The organism is Mucilaginibacter mali (genome assembly GCF_013283875.1).
GTDB classification, from domain to species: Bacteria; Bacteroidota; Bacteroidia; order Sphingobacteriales; family Sphingobacteriaceae; genus Mucilaginibacter; species Mucilaginibacter mali.
Genome location: NZ_CP054139.1, coordinates 3426262 through 3443848 on the forward strand (window position 1 = coordinate 3426262; position 17587 = coordinate 3443848).

Sequence of the window (17587 nt, forward strand, 5' to 3'; positions counted from 1 at the left end):
TTTGTTAACGGGTAAAGTAAATGAAAATAGCAACCTACAATATCAACGGTATTAACGGCCGTTTGCCTAACCTGCTACAATGGTTACGCGAGGCTGAACCGGATGTGGTATGCCTGCAGGAACTCAAATGCCAGGATCATCAGTTCCCTCACCAGGCGCTAAAGGATGCCGGCTATAACGCTATATGGCAGGGGCAAAAAAGCTGGAACGGCGTGGCCATACTGGCCAAACAGGAAATAAAAGAACTACGGCGCGACCTGCCCGGCGGCGGCGATGAATTTACCCACAGCCGTTATATCGAAGCTTTTATTGATGGTTTGGTGATCGGCTGTATCTATCTGCCCAATGGTAACCCCTACCCCGGACCAAAATTTGACTACAAGTTGCGCTGGTTTAAACGGCTGGCCGATCATGCCCAAAACCTGATCGGGCGTGAATTGCCGGTTTTACTTATTGGCGATTATAATGTGATGCCTACTGAAATGGATACTTACAAGCCCGAAAAATATGTGGACAATGCCCTGTTCCGTATAGAAAGCCGTGAGGCCTACCGCGACCTTGTTGCGCAGGGCTGGACCGACGCCATCCGCCACCTGTATCCTAACGAACGGATCTATACCTTTTGGGATTATTTCAGAAATGCCTACGCACGTAACGCGGGTTTACGGATAGACCATTTCCTGCTAAACCCAGCCATCGCGGTCAAGCTTAAAGCAGCCGGCGTTGATAAGCACGTGCGCGGCTGGGAACACACCAGCGATCACGCACCGGTTTGGGTAAAATTGGGTTAATGCCGCTATCATTTACTTCGTGTCATTGCGTCATTTGCTGCGCTGTCATTAGGTCATTGGATTTAGAGGTACACTATATTTCGCCTTATAACTATTTATTTCGTTACAAAAGCTGTCCATCAAAAATTTATTCTATTTTAGCTTCTCCTGTGGGTTATACCCCGCACAGGGCAACCTAAAATGAACAGATTATCACATCCGGCTATCATCGTCGCGGGCATACCCCGATTGGCCTTTACACGCATATAGATGAACAGACGGACGGGCCTTGTGTGGTTGGCAAAAATTTTCACGCTTATCATCTTGTGTTGCTGTGGCGTATCGCGGTCATCAGCCCAATCTAACCGCCGCATCTCCGGCAAGGTCACCGATACGGCCAAAGTGAGCATACCCGATGCTAAGGTGATGATCATCACCGGGAAGGATACGTTAACCATATCACCCGATGAGTACGGAGACTTTAGCTATTCCAAACTTAACGCCGACCATTTTTCGATAAAGGTGGTGGCTACGGGTTACGATGATTTTAAATTAGACTATAGCTTTGCCGACAAGGAGAAGCATAAGAAGCTGGACGCTATCCGGCTGAAGCTATCGGGCCGTACGCTCCAGGAGGTGGTTGTCAGGGCCAAACCCAACCCCATCAGGGTGATGCAGGATACCGTTGAGTACAACGCCGCGGCCTACCGTGTGGAAGAGGGCGATAACGTGGCCGACCTGTTGAAGCAGTTCCCGGGGATGGAGGTGGATGGCGACTATAACGTAAAGGTTGGCGAAAAAACTATGACCAAGTTGCGGGTAAACGGCAAGGATTTCTTCACTAATAACGTTAAGGATTTTATAGCCAAGCTGCCCGCCGGCATCGTATCGAAGATACAGGTGATAGACGACTTTGGCGACGAGGCCAACTTTACCGGCATTAAGACCGGCGAACCACAAAAGATGCTGAACATCGTTACCAAGCCGGGTATGAATAAAGGGGCTTTTGGAAATGCAGCTGCCAATGGCGGCACCAACGATATGATTGGCGGCATGGCCCAGTTTAACCTTTGGAACGATAACAAGCAAAGTTCGGCTAATGTTAATGCCAACACCTCTAATAACGGCGCGGGGCACAGCCAGCAGATGAGCATCGGCCTAAACCATAGCGATAAATTCGGCAAAAACAGCAATGGCGGGTTTGGCTATAATTTTAACGATAACAGCGCCGCCTTTAACCGCGAACAGGTGTCGGAGATCTTGAATCCCGAAGGCAACCTTACCAACCACAACCAAAATGTGGGTGATAACAAGGGCAGCACCCACAGCCTGCACTGGAATATGAACTTTAATAATAAAAAGACCCTGATGATGACCGGGTTTAACGGGTCTTACGGCTCGTCAAGCAACCTGAGTACATCTATGCTCCAGCAGTCGGGCCTTCTGCGGCAGGACCTGGCCAACAGCAGCAGTTCAAACAGTAAAAGCCCCTCGGCAAACGGCAACATTAACATATCGCATAAGCTGAAGAAGAATATCATTTCCATAAACGCCTCCTTCTCTGCCAACGGAAACAGCAACGCGCAGCACATCAGCACCAATACGCTGTACTATGACCAGGTTACCGGCGCACTGCGCAAGGATTCGCTTTTAAAACGGGATGTGGACAGCAAAACCAACAGCCGGCATTTAAACATTGGCTTTAACTATAGCTTCGGTTTAAAAAGGCCCAAGGATACCCTGGCCCGGCGAAGCATCAACATTAACTACAGCGGGTCGGCAGGTTCATCGGCCAATGATGTTGACACTTATGTTTTTGATAACAGAAGCAACAAGGTTTCGCGGGTAGATTCGCTCAGCAACTCGTTTAACAGCGTTACCTACACGCAATCCATTGGTATTAATTATAACTACGGGGCCGCTAAATGGCGGTATAATATTGGCCTTAATGCCAATGCCGCCCTGTTGAGCAATCACGATTTGCGGCTGGGGCAAACCTTTACCAATAATACCATTAATTACGCCCCCAGCCTTAACTATGGCCGTACGCTGGCTTTGGGTAAAACACTTTCGCTTAACTACTCGGGCAATACCCAAAGCCCTAACATTAACCAGTTGCAGCCCATACGTAACGCGCAAAGCCTGCAAAACATCCTGGTGGGTAACCCCGATCTGAAAACCTCGTTCAGCCATAGCCTGAGCGGCAACTTTAACTACGTGCAGAAGTCGGGCCGATCGCTGATGGTGGGCATGAATGCCGCTACCACGCAAAACGAGATCGTTACAGATGTAACACTGCTGCCCGATACCCTGGGCAGTTTAAAGCAGGTTACCCGTTACGAAAACATCAACGGCAACTACCAGGTGAACGGCAATTACAGCATCAACATCCCTATTAAGCAAAATAAGTTCTCGGTAAGTTACTCGGGGCGCATGGGTTTTTCAAACCGGGCTATTTTGTTTAACCATCAAAAAACATCGGGCAAGGGCGCTAATTTTAGCCAGCAGGTATCGGGCCGCATGTCGTTTAAAAAACTGATGGTGAACGCGCAGCTGAGCTATAATGTAACCAATAACAACAATACCGGGTCGCGCTATGGTTCTTTTAACTATGCTACGCTGGGAATTGGGCAGATAGCCGCGCCTACCTTTTTTAAAACAACGGTGATGGGCGCATCCCTGCAAGGCAACCTGAACCTAACCAAACTGCGGCTTAACGGCAATGTAAGCTACAGCACCAGCCATAACAGCGGGGCTACCGACCAGGTGATCCCCCGCAACAGCGATATCAGCCTGAACCTGGGCGGCAACTTCACCATCCACAAAACCTGGTTTACCGATTTTAGCAGCAGCAAACGGATCAACTATGGCTATGCCTTCCCTACCCCCAGCCCCCTGCTGCTTAACATGGGCGTTGGAAAAACCTTTTTAAAGAACCGCTCGCTCAGTATGTCGTTTAGGGCTACCGACCTGCTGGCGCAGGGAAACACCATCTCGCGGTCGGTATCGGGCAATACCGTTACCGACAGCCGCAACCTGCAGCCAACCCGGGTATTCTCGCTCAACCTCAATTATAGTTTATCGCAGTTTGGGGGCCGGAATTTCAGGGTTGATCCGGATTGAGGACCGGGGTAGCCGGTTCCTGGGGTATATCATTATACTTCGATGATTATAGATGAAAAAAGGTTAACACAATGTAACATAATTTGATGTTATTTTTTATGTAAATAATTGACAATCAAATTATTAAGTTAAAAACCAGCGAAAAATGTGTTACACTTAGTGATACTGAACGAATCGATATATATAACGTTGTTAAACAGGTGATTATATATTATTAACGCGACACGCATCTATCATAACCTTGCAAACTTACCGCCCTTACGCTTGTCTGCGGCGAGCGCTTAACATGGTTCAGCGTCTGCGACGCTAAATGGTGTGCAGGACAAGCGGTTATGTTAGTCGTACTTTGCAAACGTACCGCAAGCGAGGTCGCTTGCTGTAGCGGAGGGCGGTAGCGAAGGGCATACTCACGCCAGTTTTGAGCTGCAAACTCGCGCCAGCGATGGGAAAAATAAGTTATTAACAACCTTACTATGCGCGTATTGTGTAGTTACTTTTGATTATAAAAATCAAAGGTTGTGAAATTTGTAATGAAATCTTATAAAGTAGCCGAATTCTTAAGCGAGGTGAAAAATTTGTGTTCAAAGCAGGGGATAGTTGAACCGAATCAGATAACTATTGATCATGAAAACGATATGAGTTCAGTAGAATATAGCAGTTTTTTTATAGCTAAGTTAACACCTGAACAGTTTAATGAATTGAAGTCATTGATTAGTTAATTAAAAATGCTTGTACCCATCTCTCAGCAAATATCTCCGTATTTTGCTCCTTTACTCACCGGAATTATATCAATTGCAGTTGCTGTTATAAGTTATTATAACTATCGACTGAACAAGACATTGAATATTAAGAATCAATTATTCAATGAAAAACTAAAAAAATACATTGAGTTAAGTCGCAAAATAGCAGAGTTTGTAGAACTCCTTGATATTATTGGCCCTAAAATAAATCTTCTTTCTTCAGCGGCAGGAAATATTCACGAGCTTGAAGAATTGGGATTAAAAGCAAATGAGATTGGGTTAGGTATTCAATACTTAATAATCGAATCGCATATGCTTGTTCCAGAAGAAATAATCAAACGAATGACAGTATTTGCTGAATGTCAAAATCTTGGATTACCACATGACCTCACAAAAGTTAATTCAACAACATATTGGGAACATGACCAAGATATTAGAAAAAAAGGCGAGGATCTTATCATGGCATTGCGAAATGACTTAGGAGTTGAAAAATTAAGCGTAAAATTTGGAGATACTTCCCCAAAAAAAAATCAGTAAAATAATCTTGACAACACTCCGCTACCGCAAGCGTCTGCTTATCTTACTCATAGCTGGCGTATATGCATTATCGCGTAAACGATAGTGTATTTTATGTTATTCTGTATTCCAATAGGCATCTTCTGCGTTCTCCCCATAATCCTCTCTTAAATAATTTTCAAAACTTTGGCGATCGTACTTATCATTTTCTTCTTGCGGAGTTCTACTAAAAATAGTTCCGTTTAAATATACAGGGTTTTTAAACTTTCGATGTAAAGGAAATTCCAGAATAAGTCGATTCGTAATAACTTTAAAAGAAAAATTGTCTGCTATTAATTCTAAATTATGTACTTCATCTAAGCTATTGTACTCTTCACATCTAAGGTGATAATCGTCGCCACTTTCATCAATTTGGTCGAATACATTATTATCAAGAAGGTTAATAAAATGATTTTTCTGGGGTATTCTAAGCCTGACCCCATTTATTAATGGAATATATCTATATGACCAATTAGCTCTTGTTTGACGTATAACAACTAATTCATTAGATGAAGTTGAAAATCCAACAAGAACTTCCATCTCGGTCCCTTTATGTGTGAAAAATGAAAAGCCAGTATGTACTACAATTATTTCATCATCACTCTTGTTCAATTTAGTTGAATATATTGATGCATTGAGAATTTTTATTACGTCATCAATTCCTCCGTTATACAATCCGTTTAAAATTTCCGAATACTTCATGGCTTATATTTTTAACAACGACCCAATGATAGCGCAGCGAATGCCCCAATGACTAAACAGACTGGCACAACTCCACCAAAACCCCATTCGTCCCCTTCGGGTGCACAAAGCAAACCAGCTTATTATCGGCCCCGCGTTTGGGTTCTTCGTTCAGTAAAACAAAGCCCTCGGCGCGCAGGCGCTGCATTTCGGCGTATATATCTTCAACCTCAAAGGCTATGTGGTGTATGCCTTCGCCTTTTTTGGCGATAAATTTGGCAATGGCGCTATCGGGGTGGGTGGCTTCCAGCAGTTCTATTTTGTTGGGGCCGGTTTGCAAAAAGGCGGTCTTTACGTGTTCGCTGGCCACTTCTTCTACCTTGTAAATGCCGGTATTTAACAGCTTTGTGTAAATATCGCCGGCGGTTTCGATGCTGTTTACGGCGATGCCAATATGTTCTACCTTTTTCATAGACAAATATTGCAAATTAATGACCCCCTGCAACACATATTGTAACATAAAACTAAAAGTTTACTTATCTTTGTACTCAGAATTTTATTGCTATGGAACTTCCTATTTATTTAGATAACAACGCTACTACGCCAATGGACCCACGGGTGCTGGAGGCTATGCTGCCCTATTTTAACAGCAAGTTTGGTAACGCGGCCAGCCGCAACCATGCTTTTGGCTGGGTGGCCGAAGAAGCTGTTGACTACGCCCGCGAACAAGTGGCCAAGCTGATTGGCGCGAACGAGAAAGAGATCATCTTCACCTCGGGCGCTACCGAAAGCGACAACCTGGCCATTAAAGGCGTATTTGAAATGTATAAAGACAAGGGTAACCACGTGATCACCGCCACTACCGAACATAAGGCCGTACTGGATACCTGCAAACACATTGAAAAGCTGGGCGCGCGCGTTACCTATTTAGATGTTAAAGCCGACGGTTTGATAGACCTTGCCGAACTGGAAGCCGCCATGACGCCCGAGACCATCCTGGTATCGATCATGTATGGCAATAACGAGATTGGCGTTATCCAGCCTGTTAAAGAAATTGCCGCCATAGCACACAAACACGGCGCCCTGTTTATGACAGACGCTACCCAGGCCGTTGGAAAGATCCCGGTTGATGTTAATGCCGATGGTATCGACCTGCTGGCGATGTCGGCACATAAAATGTATGGCCCTAAGGGTATTGGCGCGCTGTATGTACGCCGCAAAGGCCCAAGGGTTAAAGTTACTGCCCAGATGGATGGCGGCGGTCACGAGCGCGGCATGCGTTCGGGCACGCTGAACGTTCCGGGTATTGTTGGCCTGGGCAAAGCCTGCGAGTTGTGCAATGCCGAGATGGAAAGCGAAGCCGCCCGTCTTTCGGCCATGCGCGACAGGTTACAAAAAGAACTGACCGTGCTTGAAGAAAGCTATGTAAATGGTAACGTAGAACACCGCCTGCCGCATGTAGCCAACATCAGCTTTAAATATGTTGAAGGTGAAGGTTTAATGATGGCGATGAAGGATCTGGCCGTATCATCGGGTTCGGCTTGTACCTCGGCATCGTTAGAGCCATCGTACGTACTGAAAAGCTTAGGCTTATCAGACGATTTGGCGCATTCATCGATCCGTTTCGGCCTTGGCCGCTTCACTACCGAAGAGGAAGTAGATTACGCCATCGAAGTAACCAAAAAAGCGGTTACCCACCTGCGCGACCTTTCACCACTTTGGGAAATGTTTAAAGAGGGCATCGACCTGAACTCGATTGAGTGGGCGGAGCATTAAGACCCCCTGCCCCCTAAAGGGGGAGTTAGCAACCCCCAACCCCTAAAGGGGAGCAAGAAAAGCGGGGTATGATCTTTGATAATAAATAACTGCCTTTTATTCCCCCTTCAGGGGGTTAGGGGGCTAACGATAAACATCTCTTATTCCCCCTTTAGGGGGTTAGGGGGCAAAACATAAAGACAATGGCATATTCAGATAAAGTAATCGATCACTACACCAATCCGCGCAATGTGGGCACTTTAGATAAAAGCAGCCACAAAGTAGGTACCGGCCTGGTGGGTGCACCTGAGTGCGGCGACGTAATGCGCCTGCAGATACAGGTAGATGACAACAACGTAATCACCGACGCGAAGTTTAAAACTTTCGGCTGCGGTTCGGCTATCGCTTCATCGTCGCTGGCAACCGAATGGTTAAAAGGCAAAAGCATTGATGACGCGATGCAGATAGACAATATGGATATTGTGGAAGAACTGGCCCTGCCGCCGGTAAAGATCCACTGCTCGGTATTGGCTGAAGACGCTATTAAAGCCGCCATTAACGATTACCGCGTTAAAAACGGCATGGAGCCGATAGAAAGCGAAAAAGCGCATCATTAATTGATTAGTGAGTAGTGAATGGTTGATTAGGTGAGTAGTTTGCTTACCGTATTTAACTACTCACAACTCACTTAATAAACTACTCACTTAAAGATGGTAACTATAACAGATAAAGCGAAAACCAAGATAGACCACCTGATGACTGACGCGGGGCTGGATGCTTCGTACTTTTTACGGGTATCAGTGCAGGGTGGTGGTTGCTCGGGTTTATCGTACAACCTCGATTTTGATAACGAGGAGAAAAAGGGCGACCAGTTTTTTGAAGACCGCGGTATCCGCATGGCTTTGGATATGAAGTCGTTCCTGTACCTGGCCGGCACCGAATTGGATTTTTCGGACGGGCTGAACGGTAAAGGTTTCAACTTCCACAACCCTAATGCTACCCGCACCTGCGGTTGCGGCGAAAGTTTTTCGGTATAAACGGATACCACCAAAAAATATAAAAATGCAAAAGGTCGCTTATTTAACATAAGCGACCTTGTTTTTTTTGGAGCGATGTTCACATCGTGTTTTTCAGGGTGTTGCAATTACTAAATAAAAGCCATTACAACAAATGCACCCAAAAGCATCATCAGGTAGGCAACCATTAAACTCATAGTTTGCCGGTCGCCAATTCGTTTAGCGCGTTGTTCGGGGGTCATGATAGATAAAGGTCAGATATACAGCGATAAATGTAATACATTTGCTTATTATGCACAAGTTGCTTTATGGGAAACTTACCCCTTTATTCACAAATTGGTAATATATTGATCCTGAAGGCCTAATTGCAATAAATTTGTTACATCACAACCTTAAGTTTTAACCATGAAACAATTAAGCGGCCTGTTTATATACCCCATAAAATCATTAGGCGGCATCAGTTTAACCTCGGCTAAAGTAACCGACCGCGGCCTTGAGCATGATCGTCGCTGGATGCTGGTCGACCAAAACAACCGCTTCATCTCCCAACGCGAATTGCCGCAAATGGCGCTCTGCAAGCCTGCTTTATTGCCCGATAGTTTACAGGTCACCTACCAGCCTACTGGCGAAACGCTGCTTATCCCCTACCAACCCCAAACCAACGAATTTGCCGGTGTAACCGTTTGGGATGATACCTGCCGGGGCCAGTTTGTAAACACTGGAGCCGACGCCTGGTTCAGTCGTATTTTGGGGATAGACTGCCGCCTGGTTTATATGCCAGATGATAGTCTGCGCCCGGTTGATCCCAAATATGCCGATGCAGATAAAATCACTTCGTTTTCGGATGCCTACCCCTTCCTCATCATCGGGCAGGCATCGATGGATGACCTGAGTAACCGCACCAGTGAGGTTATCCCAATCAATCGCTTCCGCCCCAATTTGGTATTCACCGGTGGCGATGCTTTCCTGGAGGATGAGATGGCGCATTTTGTGATCAACAACATTCATTTCTACGGCGTAAAACTCTGTGCCCGCTGCCCTATCCCCGGCATTAACCAGGAGACGGCCCTGCGTGTTAAAGAGCCGTTGAAGGCCCTAAACGGCTATCGCCGCAAAAACAATAAGGTGTGGATGGGGCAGAATTTGGTGCATGAAGGGTTAGGCGTATTAACGGTTGGGGATGTGATTGAGGTTTTGGAGGTTAAGGAAGCGGCTGTGTTTGATTAGTTGTCATTGCTACAGCCGTCATCGTGAGCGATAGCGAACGATCCCTGGGTTACAGGTCGACCTGCTTTTTTAGCTTTTTGTCATTGCGAGCGATAGCGCGGCAACCCCATAGGACAAGCAACGAGGACCTGCCTATAGGATTACCACGTCGCTATCGCTCCTCGCAATGACAAGTTGATAAAAGACATTGTCCGTTCAACCTAAACCCGATTGAAACGTAAAGCCCGGACGAAGGAGGACTTGCAGTGTAAAGCGGGACTACCGGCCGCGATGGAATACTGCCGTTCATTTTCAAAAAACAACTTGTCGTTGCGAACGATAGTGAAGCAATCCCATAGGACAAGCAACACGTACCCACCTTTGAGATTACCGCGTCGCCCCACATCTCAATTCTCTCCCACTGCTCCTCGCAATGATAACCCTAATAGAAAATATATTTCACCAAAAATTTCGGTAAATAAAAATATAACTGTTAATTTAACAATTATTTTCACAACCAATGAATAGCCTGAATGAATTTGTGATCGGTGTTGATTACGGTACCGACTCTGTCCGCTCTGTTATTGTTAACGCGGGCACCGGGAAGGAAGTAGCCACATCTGTTTATTACTACCGCCGCTGGCAGCAGGGCCTGTACTGCAACCCGGCCGAGAACCAGTTTCGCCAGCATCCGCAGGATTATGTGGACGGGCTGGAAACCACAATTAAAGACTGCCTTAAAAAAGCCGGCGTTGATATTGCCGCGCAAATAAAAGCCATATCGGTAGATACTACCGGGTCGACACCGGTTGCCGTGAACGCGCAGGGCATACCATTGGCTCTACTACCCGAATTTGCCGAAGAGCCGAACGCCATGTTCGTACTTTGGAAAGACCATACATCGATAAAAGAAGCTGCCGAGATAAACGCGCACGCCGCCAAATATGATACCAATTACCTGCAATACGTGGGGGGCATATACTCAACGGAATGGTTTTGGGCCAAGCTGCTGCATGTGCTAAGGGTTGATGAAAAGGTGCGCACGGCCATGCACTCGTGGGTAGAACATTGCGATTGGATCCCTTTCCTGTTAACCGGCGGTACCGATGCCAAAAACATTATGCGCGGGCGCTGCTCGGCTGGTCATAAGGCGCTTTGGGCTGCCGAGTTTGGGGGATTACCACCAAACGATTTCTTCGCAGCGCTTGATCCGCTGCTGGATGGCATTACCGATAAATTATATAAAGATACTTATACTTCGGATGTTTCGGCTGGAACGCTGAGTGCCGAATGGGCGGGACGTTTAGGACTGAGCACTGATGTAAAAATTGGCGTAGGCGCTTTTGATGCCCACATGGGCGCGGTTGGCGGGCAGATAGAACCTTATTACCTGAGCAAGGTGATGGGTACATCTACCTGTGATATTTTGGTGGCCCCTAATGCCGATATGCAGGGCAAACTGGTAGCAGGTATTTGCGGGCAGGTAGATGGTTCGGTAATACCGGGTATGGCCGGACTGGAAGCCGGTCAATCAGCCTTTGGCGATACTTACGCCTGGTTCCGTAAACTACTGGAGTGGCCGTCGCAAAGCCTGTTGTTGCAAACGCAACTGGTTGATGCAGAAACCGCCCAAAAACTGGTCGATGAAATATCGGGCAAGATAATTCCTGAATTGAGCAAACAGGCAGCAGCCCTGCCTTTAAATGATAATGCCGAAGTTGCGGTTGATTGGTTTAACGGCAGGCGTACGCCCGATGCTAACCAGCTATTAAAAGGCAGCATCAGCGGCCTGAATTTGGGCAGCGATGCCCCGCGTTTATTCCGTGCCCTGGCCGAGGCTACCTGCTTTGGCGCGAAGGCCATAGTTGAACGTTTTGAGAGCGAAGGCGTACCCGTTAAAGGCCTGATCGGCATTGGTGGGGTGGCTAAAAAATCGCCCTATATTATGCAAATGATGGCCGACGTATTACAGATGCCTATCCGTATACACCAATTTGAGCACACCTGCGCTTTGGGCGCGGCCATGTTCGCGGCTACGGTAGCAGGCATTTACCCTGATGTGCAGCAGGCCATGGAAGCCATGGGCGGCGGCTTTGATGTGGAGTACACACCAAACGCCGGTTTAGCCGGTTTTTACAGCAACCGTTACCAAAAATATTTATCTCAGGGCCAGTATTTCGAACAGAACACAACATCTCACTAATACAAAAATGAGTATCTATAAACGCATACAGGAAGAAGCCTACGAGGCTAACATGCAGCTGCCAAAGCTGGGCCTGGTATTGTTCACCTTTGGTAACGTGAGCGCGGTTGACAGGGAGCGCGAAGTTTTTGCCATTAAACCCAGCGGCGTGGCCTATGATGATCTTACGCCCGAGAAAATGGTGATCGTTGATTTTGATGCCAACGTGATACAGGGCGAGTTGAGGCCATCGTCGGATACAAAAACCCACGCAGTGCTTTATAAGCATATGCCAAGTATTGGCGGTATCGTACATACGCATTCTACCTACGCTACGGCATGGGCGCAATCGCAGCGCGATATCCCTATTTATGGTACTACTCATGCTGATTATAACACCGTGAACATTCCCTGCGCACCACCCATGAGCGATGAGATGATAGCGGGTAATTACGAGTACCAGACCGGTTTCCAGATACTTAACTGCTTACAGGAAAAAGGCATGGATTACCGCGAGGTGGAAATGATACTGGTAGGTAACCACGCTCCCTTTACCTGGGGCAAAAGCGCCGACAAGGCCGTACATAACAGCGCCGTGTTGGAATGTGTAGCCAAAATGGCCTTGTTGACTGAGCAGATAAACCCGCAAGCCCCGCGCCTACAGGATTCGCTGATCCGCAAACACTTTGAGCGCAAGCACGGGCCGGATTCGTATTATGGACAATAGTCAGTGATCAGAGATTAGTTAATTAACCTAAGTTGCGGGTTAACAACCACAAAGCGCACAAAGATATGCCCGATGTTGAAGCACAAAGTTCACAGAGGCTTTGATAATCAAAAGAAAAAGAGAGACCACAAAGCTTTGCGGCCCTTAAAAAAACTTAAATCTGCTGATTGATTTGCTCTTTGTGACCTTTGTGTCATCGATTTTGCAAATCTTTGTGCACTTTGTGGTTAAATAACCCGCAACTTAAGTTAATTAGAGATTAGTAAAAAACTTCCGGACTTGCGGTCTTTCCCGACTTTTCGGACTTATGATATAAAAACATGATAGACTTAAAAAAATTTGAGGTTTGGTTCGTGACCGGCAGCCAGGACCTTTATGGCGAAGAAACACTTAAACAGGTAGCCGAACACTCGCAGCAGATAGCTGCCGGGCTTGATGCCGCTAAGCAGATCCCGGTTAAAGTTGTATTTAAACCAACGGTAAAAAGTACTTCAGAAATTTATAACCTGATACAGGCTGCCAACACCGATGCCAACTGTATCGGTATCATCACCTGGATGCATACTTTCTCGCCTGCCAAAATGTGGATCAATGGCTTGAAGATATTACGTAAACCGGTGCTGCACCTGCATACACAGTTCAACAGCCAGATTCCATGGTCATCTATCGACATGGACTTTATGAACCTGAACCAAAGCGCCCACGGCGACAGGGAGTTCGGTTTCATCATGTCGCGCCTGCGCATCCGCCGTAAAGTAGTGGTTGGCCACTGGCAGGAAGAAGATGTGTTAGACCAGATCAATGTTTGGAGCCGTGCCGCAGCCGGTTGGGCCGATTGGCAGGGCGCTAAATTTGTGCGCTTTGGCGATAACATGCGCTTTGTGGCCGTTACCGATGGCGATAAAGTGGAAGCTGAGTTGAAATTCGGTTTCTCGGTTAACACCCATGGCATTGGCGACCTGGTAGCGGTTATCGATACCATTACCGAGCAACAGATTGACGAACAAATTGCTGAATACGCAAGTCTGTATAACATTGTACCTGAACTGCAAAAAGATGGCGCGCAATACAGCTCGCTGCGCGATGCGGCTAAGATAGAACTGGGCCTGCGTAAGTTTTTGCAGGATGGTGGCTACAAAGGCTATACCGATACATTCGAGGACCTGCACGGCATGGTACAACTGCCGGGGATCGCTTCGCAGCGACTGATGGCCGAGGGTTATGGCTTCGGTGGCGAAGGCGACTGGAAAACAGCGGCCCTGGTACGCGCCATGAAAGTGATGGGTGCTGGCCTGCCGGGTGGTAATGCCTTTATGGAAGATTATACTTACCATTTCGACGGTAATAACTCGCTGGTGCTGGGTTCGCACATGCTGGAGATCGATTCGTCTATCGCCGGTACCAAGCCTAATGTAGAGATCCATCCGCTGGGTATTGGCGGCAAGGCCGACCCGGTGCGTTTGGTATTTAACGTAGCGGCTGGTCCGGCCATTAACGCTTCGGTAGTGGATATGGGCAACCGTTTCCGCCTGATCGTTAACGAGGTTGAAGCCGTTGAGCCAACCAACGATCTGCCTAAACTGCCGGTAGCCCGTGTATTGTGGAAACCATACCCGAACATGAAAGACGGATGCGCGGCCTGGATATATGCCGGTGGCGCCCACCATACCTGCTACAGCCAAAACTTAACTAACGAACACCTAAGCGCTTTTGCCGATATGGCCGATATTGAGTACCTGCTGATCGGTAAAGACACCAAACTGGCCGAGTTTAAGAAAGAGATCTTCTGGAATGATGCGGCTTACCGTATAGAGAAGTAGGTTTTTTGTGGTGGCAATTTAACCACAAAGGGCGCAAAGTTTTTTTCACAAATGGCACTAAGATTTTTCTTGGTGCCATTTTTCTATTACCACCACGTCATTGCTTCGTACATCACAATGAGGTGGTGGTGAATTAGCACGGTTCGCACCAAATTTCCTATCTTTGCCCCACTATGACCGCTAAAGAGATACGCCAGGCTTTTCTTGATTTTTTTGCCGCTAAGGGACATACCATTGTGCCATCGGCCCCAATTGTTGTAAAAAACGACCCTACCTTAATGTTCACCAACGCTGGTATGAACCAGTTCAAGGACATTTTTTTGGGCGAAGCGCCTGCTAAATATCCCCGCGTGGCCGATACCCAGCGCTGCCTGCGCGTGAGCGGCAAGCATAACGATTTGGAGGAAGTAGGTATTGATACCTATCACCATACCATGTTTGAGATGTTGGGCAACTGGAGCTTTGGCGACTACTTTAAAAAAGAGGCCATCGACTGGAGCTGGGAACTGCTGACCGAAGTTTACAAGCTGCCTAAAGACCGCCTGTACGTTACCTATTTTGAAGGCGACGCCAAGGAAGGCCTTGAAAAAGATACCGAAACACTGAACCTGTGGAAGCAATACGTTGCCGAAGACCATATCCTGCCCGGCAATAAAAAAGATAACTTTTGGGAAATGGGCGAGACCGGCCCCTGCGGCCCCTGCTCGGAGATCCACTTTGACAGCCGCCCCGATAACGAGCGCGCCGAAGTAAGTGGCGCTACCCTGGTAAACGCCGACCACGACCAGGTGATCGAGATCTGGAATAACGTTTTCATGCAATTCAACCGCGTGAAAGACGGTTCGCTGCACCCGTTGCCGGCCAAACATGTGGATACCGGCATGGGCTTCGAGCGTTTGGTGCGTGTGCTGCAGGGCAAAACATCTAACTATGATACCGACGTTTTCCAGGAGATGATACAATTCATCGCCCAAAAAAGCGGGAAGACCTATAATTCTAAAGCCCTCCCTCCCGGGGAGGGTTTGGGTGGGGCTTCGTCCGATTGGAACGATGCCGTAGCCATGCGCGTAATGGCCGATCATATCCGTGCCATTAGCTTTGCTATTGCCGACGGGCAACTGCCTGCTAGTAATAAGGCCGGTTATGTGATACGCCGTATCCTGCGCCGTGCTGTACGTTACAGCTATCAAACATTGGGCTTTAAGGAACCTTTCTTTAATCAACTGGTGCCTTTACTGGCAGAGCAGTTTAAAGGCGTGTTCGATGAGTTGTATACGCAAAAAGATTTTGTTCAGAAAGTAATAAGAGAGGAAGAAATTTCCTTTTTAAGAACCTTACAAAGAGGCATAGATTTATTTGAAACAGAAATTGAAATCCTTAAAAAGAATACTGATTTCTTAGCGTCCCCGGAAAACACTGAAGATTGGTCTGAAAAAACCAAGGATGGAATAGAAAAATACTATACAACTATTGATGGCAATTTTGCATTTGAGTTATATGATACTTTTGGGTTCCCTATTGATTTAACTGAACTTATGGCTCGTGAAAGGGGTTTCAAAGTTAATATGGAAGTGTTTAACAAAGCCCTGCAAGAACAAAAGACCCGCTCCCGCGCTGCTACCGCTATTGATACCGGCGACTGGACGGTTTTACAGGACGACGACAGCGTAGAGTTTACCGGTTACGATGAGACCGAAAGCGTTGCCCATATTATTAAATACCGCAAGGTGAGCGCTAAGGGTAAAGAGCAGTACCAACTGGTGCTGGATAAAACACCTTTCTACGCCGAAAGCGGCGGCCAGGTGGGCGATACCGGCGAGCTGGTATTCCCCAATGGCGAGGTGATCCATGTTACCGATACCAAAAAAGAGAACGGCCTGATCGTTCATTTTACCGATAAACTGCCATCAAATCCGGCCGATGCGTTAACGGCTATTGTTGATGCTGCACGCCGTAACAACATTGAGGGCAACCACAGCGCTACCCACCTGCTGCATGCCGCTATGAAACAGGTATTGGGCACACACGTGAACCAAAAAGGATCCCTGGTGAACGGCGAATACCTGCGTTTCGACTTCTCGCACTTCAGCAAGGTGACCGACGAGGAGATCGCCCAAATAGAAGCCATTGTTAACCAAAAGGTGCGCGAAAACATCCCGCTGAAAGAAGAACGGAGCGTATTGTATGCTGAAGCCATCAGTAGCGGCGTTACCGCTCTGTTTGGCGAGAAATATGGTGAGTATGTGCGCGTGATCACTTTCGACGACGATTTTAGCAAGGAGCTTTGCGGCGGTACACACGTAAAGGCTACCGGGCAGATCGGTTACTTCAAGATCGTAGCCGAAAGCGCCGTAGCTGCCGGTGTTCGCCGTATCGAGGCCATAACAGGCGTCGCCGCGCAGGAATTCATCAACCAGCAAAACCAGTTGGTGCATACCTTAAAGGAGTTGTTGAAGAACCCAAAAGATATTGCCAAAAGCGTTGAAACTTTATTAGAAGAGAACAACCGCCTGAAGAAGGAGATCGAAAAATCGGTATTGGAAAAATCGGCCGGAATGAAAACTGAACTGGCCGCCAAAGCCGAACAGATCAACGGTATTAACTTCATTGCCCAGCGTGTGGCCCTGCCAAACGCCGATGCGGTGAAGAACCTGGCCTATCAGGTAAAGGATTTGGTAGATAACTTGTTTATGGTACTGGCTACCGAGATAGACGGCAAACCGGGCCTGACCGTTATGGTATCCGACAATCTGGTGAAAGAAAAAGGCTTAAACGCCGGCAATATCGTGCGTGAGCTGGCCAAAGAGATCCAGGGTGGCGGCGGCGGTCAGCCGTTCTTCGCCACCGCGGGTGGTAAGGATGCCAGCGGTTTAGATAAGGCGCTTGAAAAGGCGAGGGGTTTTGTGGCGTAATACCGTAACTAATTTGTCATTGCGAGCGATAGCGCGGCAATCTCGTAGTAAGTTTACCTGCGACGAGATTGCCACGTCGCCCTAACGCTCAACTCGCCCC

The 17587-nt window shown here is 47.4% G+C and carries 13 protein-coding genes; 11 read left to right on the plus strand and 2 right to left on the minus strand.

What is annotated here, in order from left to right; all coding sequences use genetic code 11:
• The first annotated feature begins 20 nt into the window (after positions 1-20).
• The 3 genes from xth to HQ865_RS14310 all read left to right on the plus strand — a co-directional run bounded on the left by xth (position 21) and on the right by HQ865_RS14310 (position 5170).
• Positions 21-791 carry an exodeoxyribonuclease III gene (gene xth, locus HQ865_RS14300; RefSeq protein WP_173415539.1) on the plus strand — a complete coding sequence of 257 codons (771 nt, stop codon included), beginning with the start codon at positions 21-23 and terminating at the stop codon, positions 789-791.
• A 249-nt stretch (positions 792-1040) separates the two neighbouring features.
• Positions 1041-3893, plus strand: a complete 2853-nt coding sequence (locus HQ865_RS14305; RefSeq protein ID WP_173415540.1) for a TonB-dependent receptor — start codon at positions 1041-1043, stop codon at positions 3891-3893.
• A gap of 725 nt (positions 3894-4618) precedes the next feature.
• Complete coding sequence (locus tag HQ865_RS14310) at positions 4619-5170, plus strand: hypothetical protein (RefSeq protein WP_173415541.1); 552 nt, start codon at positions 4619-4621, stop codon at positions 5168-5170.
• A 96-nt stretch (positions 5171-5266) separates the two neighbouring features.
• On the opposite strand, the gene HQ865_RS14315 is transcribed toward HQ865_RS14310, so the two are convergent.
• Both HQ865_RS14315 and mce read right to left on the minus strand, forming a co-directional pair.
• Positions 5267-5890, minus strand: a complete 624-nt coding sequence (locus HQ865_RS14315; protein ID WP_173415542.1) for a hypothetical protein — start codon at positions 5888-5890, stop codon at positions 5267-5269.
• Between the two features lie 52 nt (positions 5891-5942).
• A complete protein-coding gene (gene mce / locus HQ865_RS14320; protein ID WP_173415543.1) occupies positions 5943-6341 on the minus strand; it encodes a methylmalonyl-CoA epimerase in 399 nt (132 codons plus the stop codon).
• A 92-nt stretch (positions 6342-6433) separates the two neighbouring features.
• On the opposite strand from mce, the gene HQ865_RS14325 reads away from it, so the two are divergent.
• The 8 genes from HQ865_RS14325 to alaS all read left to right on the plus strand — a co-directional run bounded on the left by HQ865_RS14325 (position 6434) and on the right by alaS (position 17487).
• Positions 6434-7645: an IscS subfamily cysteine desulfurase gene (locus HQ865_RS14325; protein WP_173415544.1), complete on the plus strand. Its 1212-nt coding sequence runs from the start codon at positions 6434-6436 to the stop codon at positions 7643-7645.
• Between the two features lie 182 nt (positions 7646-7827).
• Positions 7828-8241, plus strand: a complete 414-nt coding sequence (gene iscU / locus HQ865_RS14330; RefSeq protein ID WP_173415545.1) for a Fe-S cluster assembly scaffold IscU — start codon at positions 7828-7830, stop codon at positions 8239-8241.
• Positions 8242-8334: 93 nt separating this feature from the next.
• Complete coding sequence (locus tag HQ865_RS14335) at positions 8335-8661, plus strand: HesB/IscA family protein (protein WP_173415546.1); 327 nt, start codon at positions 8335-8337, stop codon at positions 8659-8661.
• 384 nt (positions 8662-9045) lie between these two features.
• On the plus strand, positions 9046-9867 hold the full coding sequence (locus HQ865_RS14340; RefSeq protein WP_173415547.1) for an MOSC domain-containing protein: 822 nt from the start codon (positions 9046-9048) through the stop codon (positions 9865-9867).
• Positions 9868-10366: 499 nt separating this feature from the next.
• Positions 10367-12049 carry a ribulokinase gene (locus HQ865_RS14345; RefSeq protein ID WP_173415548.1) on the plus strand — a complete coding sequence of 561 codons (1683 nt, stop codon included), beginning with the start codon at positions 10367-10369 and terminating at the stop codon, positions 12047-12049.
• Positions 12050-12056: 7 nt separating this feature from the next.
• Positions 12057-12755: an L-ribulose-5-phosphate 4-epimerase gene (locus HQ865_RS14350; RefSeq protein WP_173415549.1), complete on the plus strand. Its 699-nt coding sequence runs from the start codon at positions 12057-12059 to the stop codon at positions 12753-12755.
• A 320-nt stretch (positions 12756-13075) separates the two neighbouring features.
• On the plus strand, positions 13076-14575 hold the full coding sequence (gene araA, locus HQ865_RS14355) for an L-arabinose isomerase (protein ID WP_173415550.1): 1500 nt from the start codon (positions 13076-13078) through the stop codon (positions 14573-14575).
• 173 nt (positions 14576-14748) lie between these two features.
• Entirely contained in the window at positions 14749-17487 is a 2739-nt protein-coding gene (gene alaS, locus HQ865_RS14360; RefSeq protein WP_173415551.1) for an alanine--tRNA ligase, read from the plus strand.
• Positions 17488-17587 lie beyond the last annotated feature (100 nt).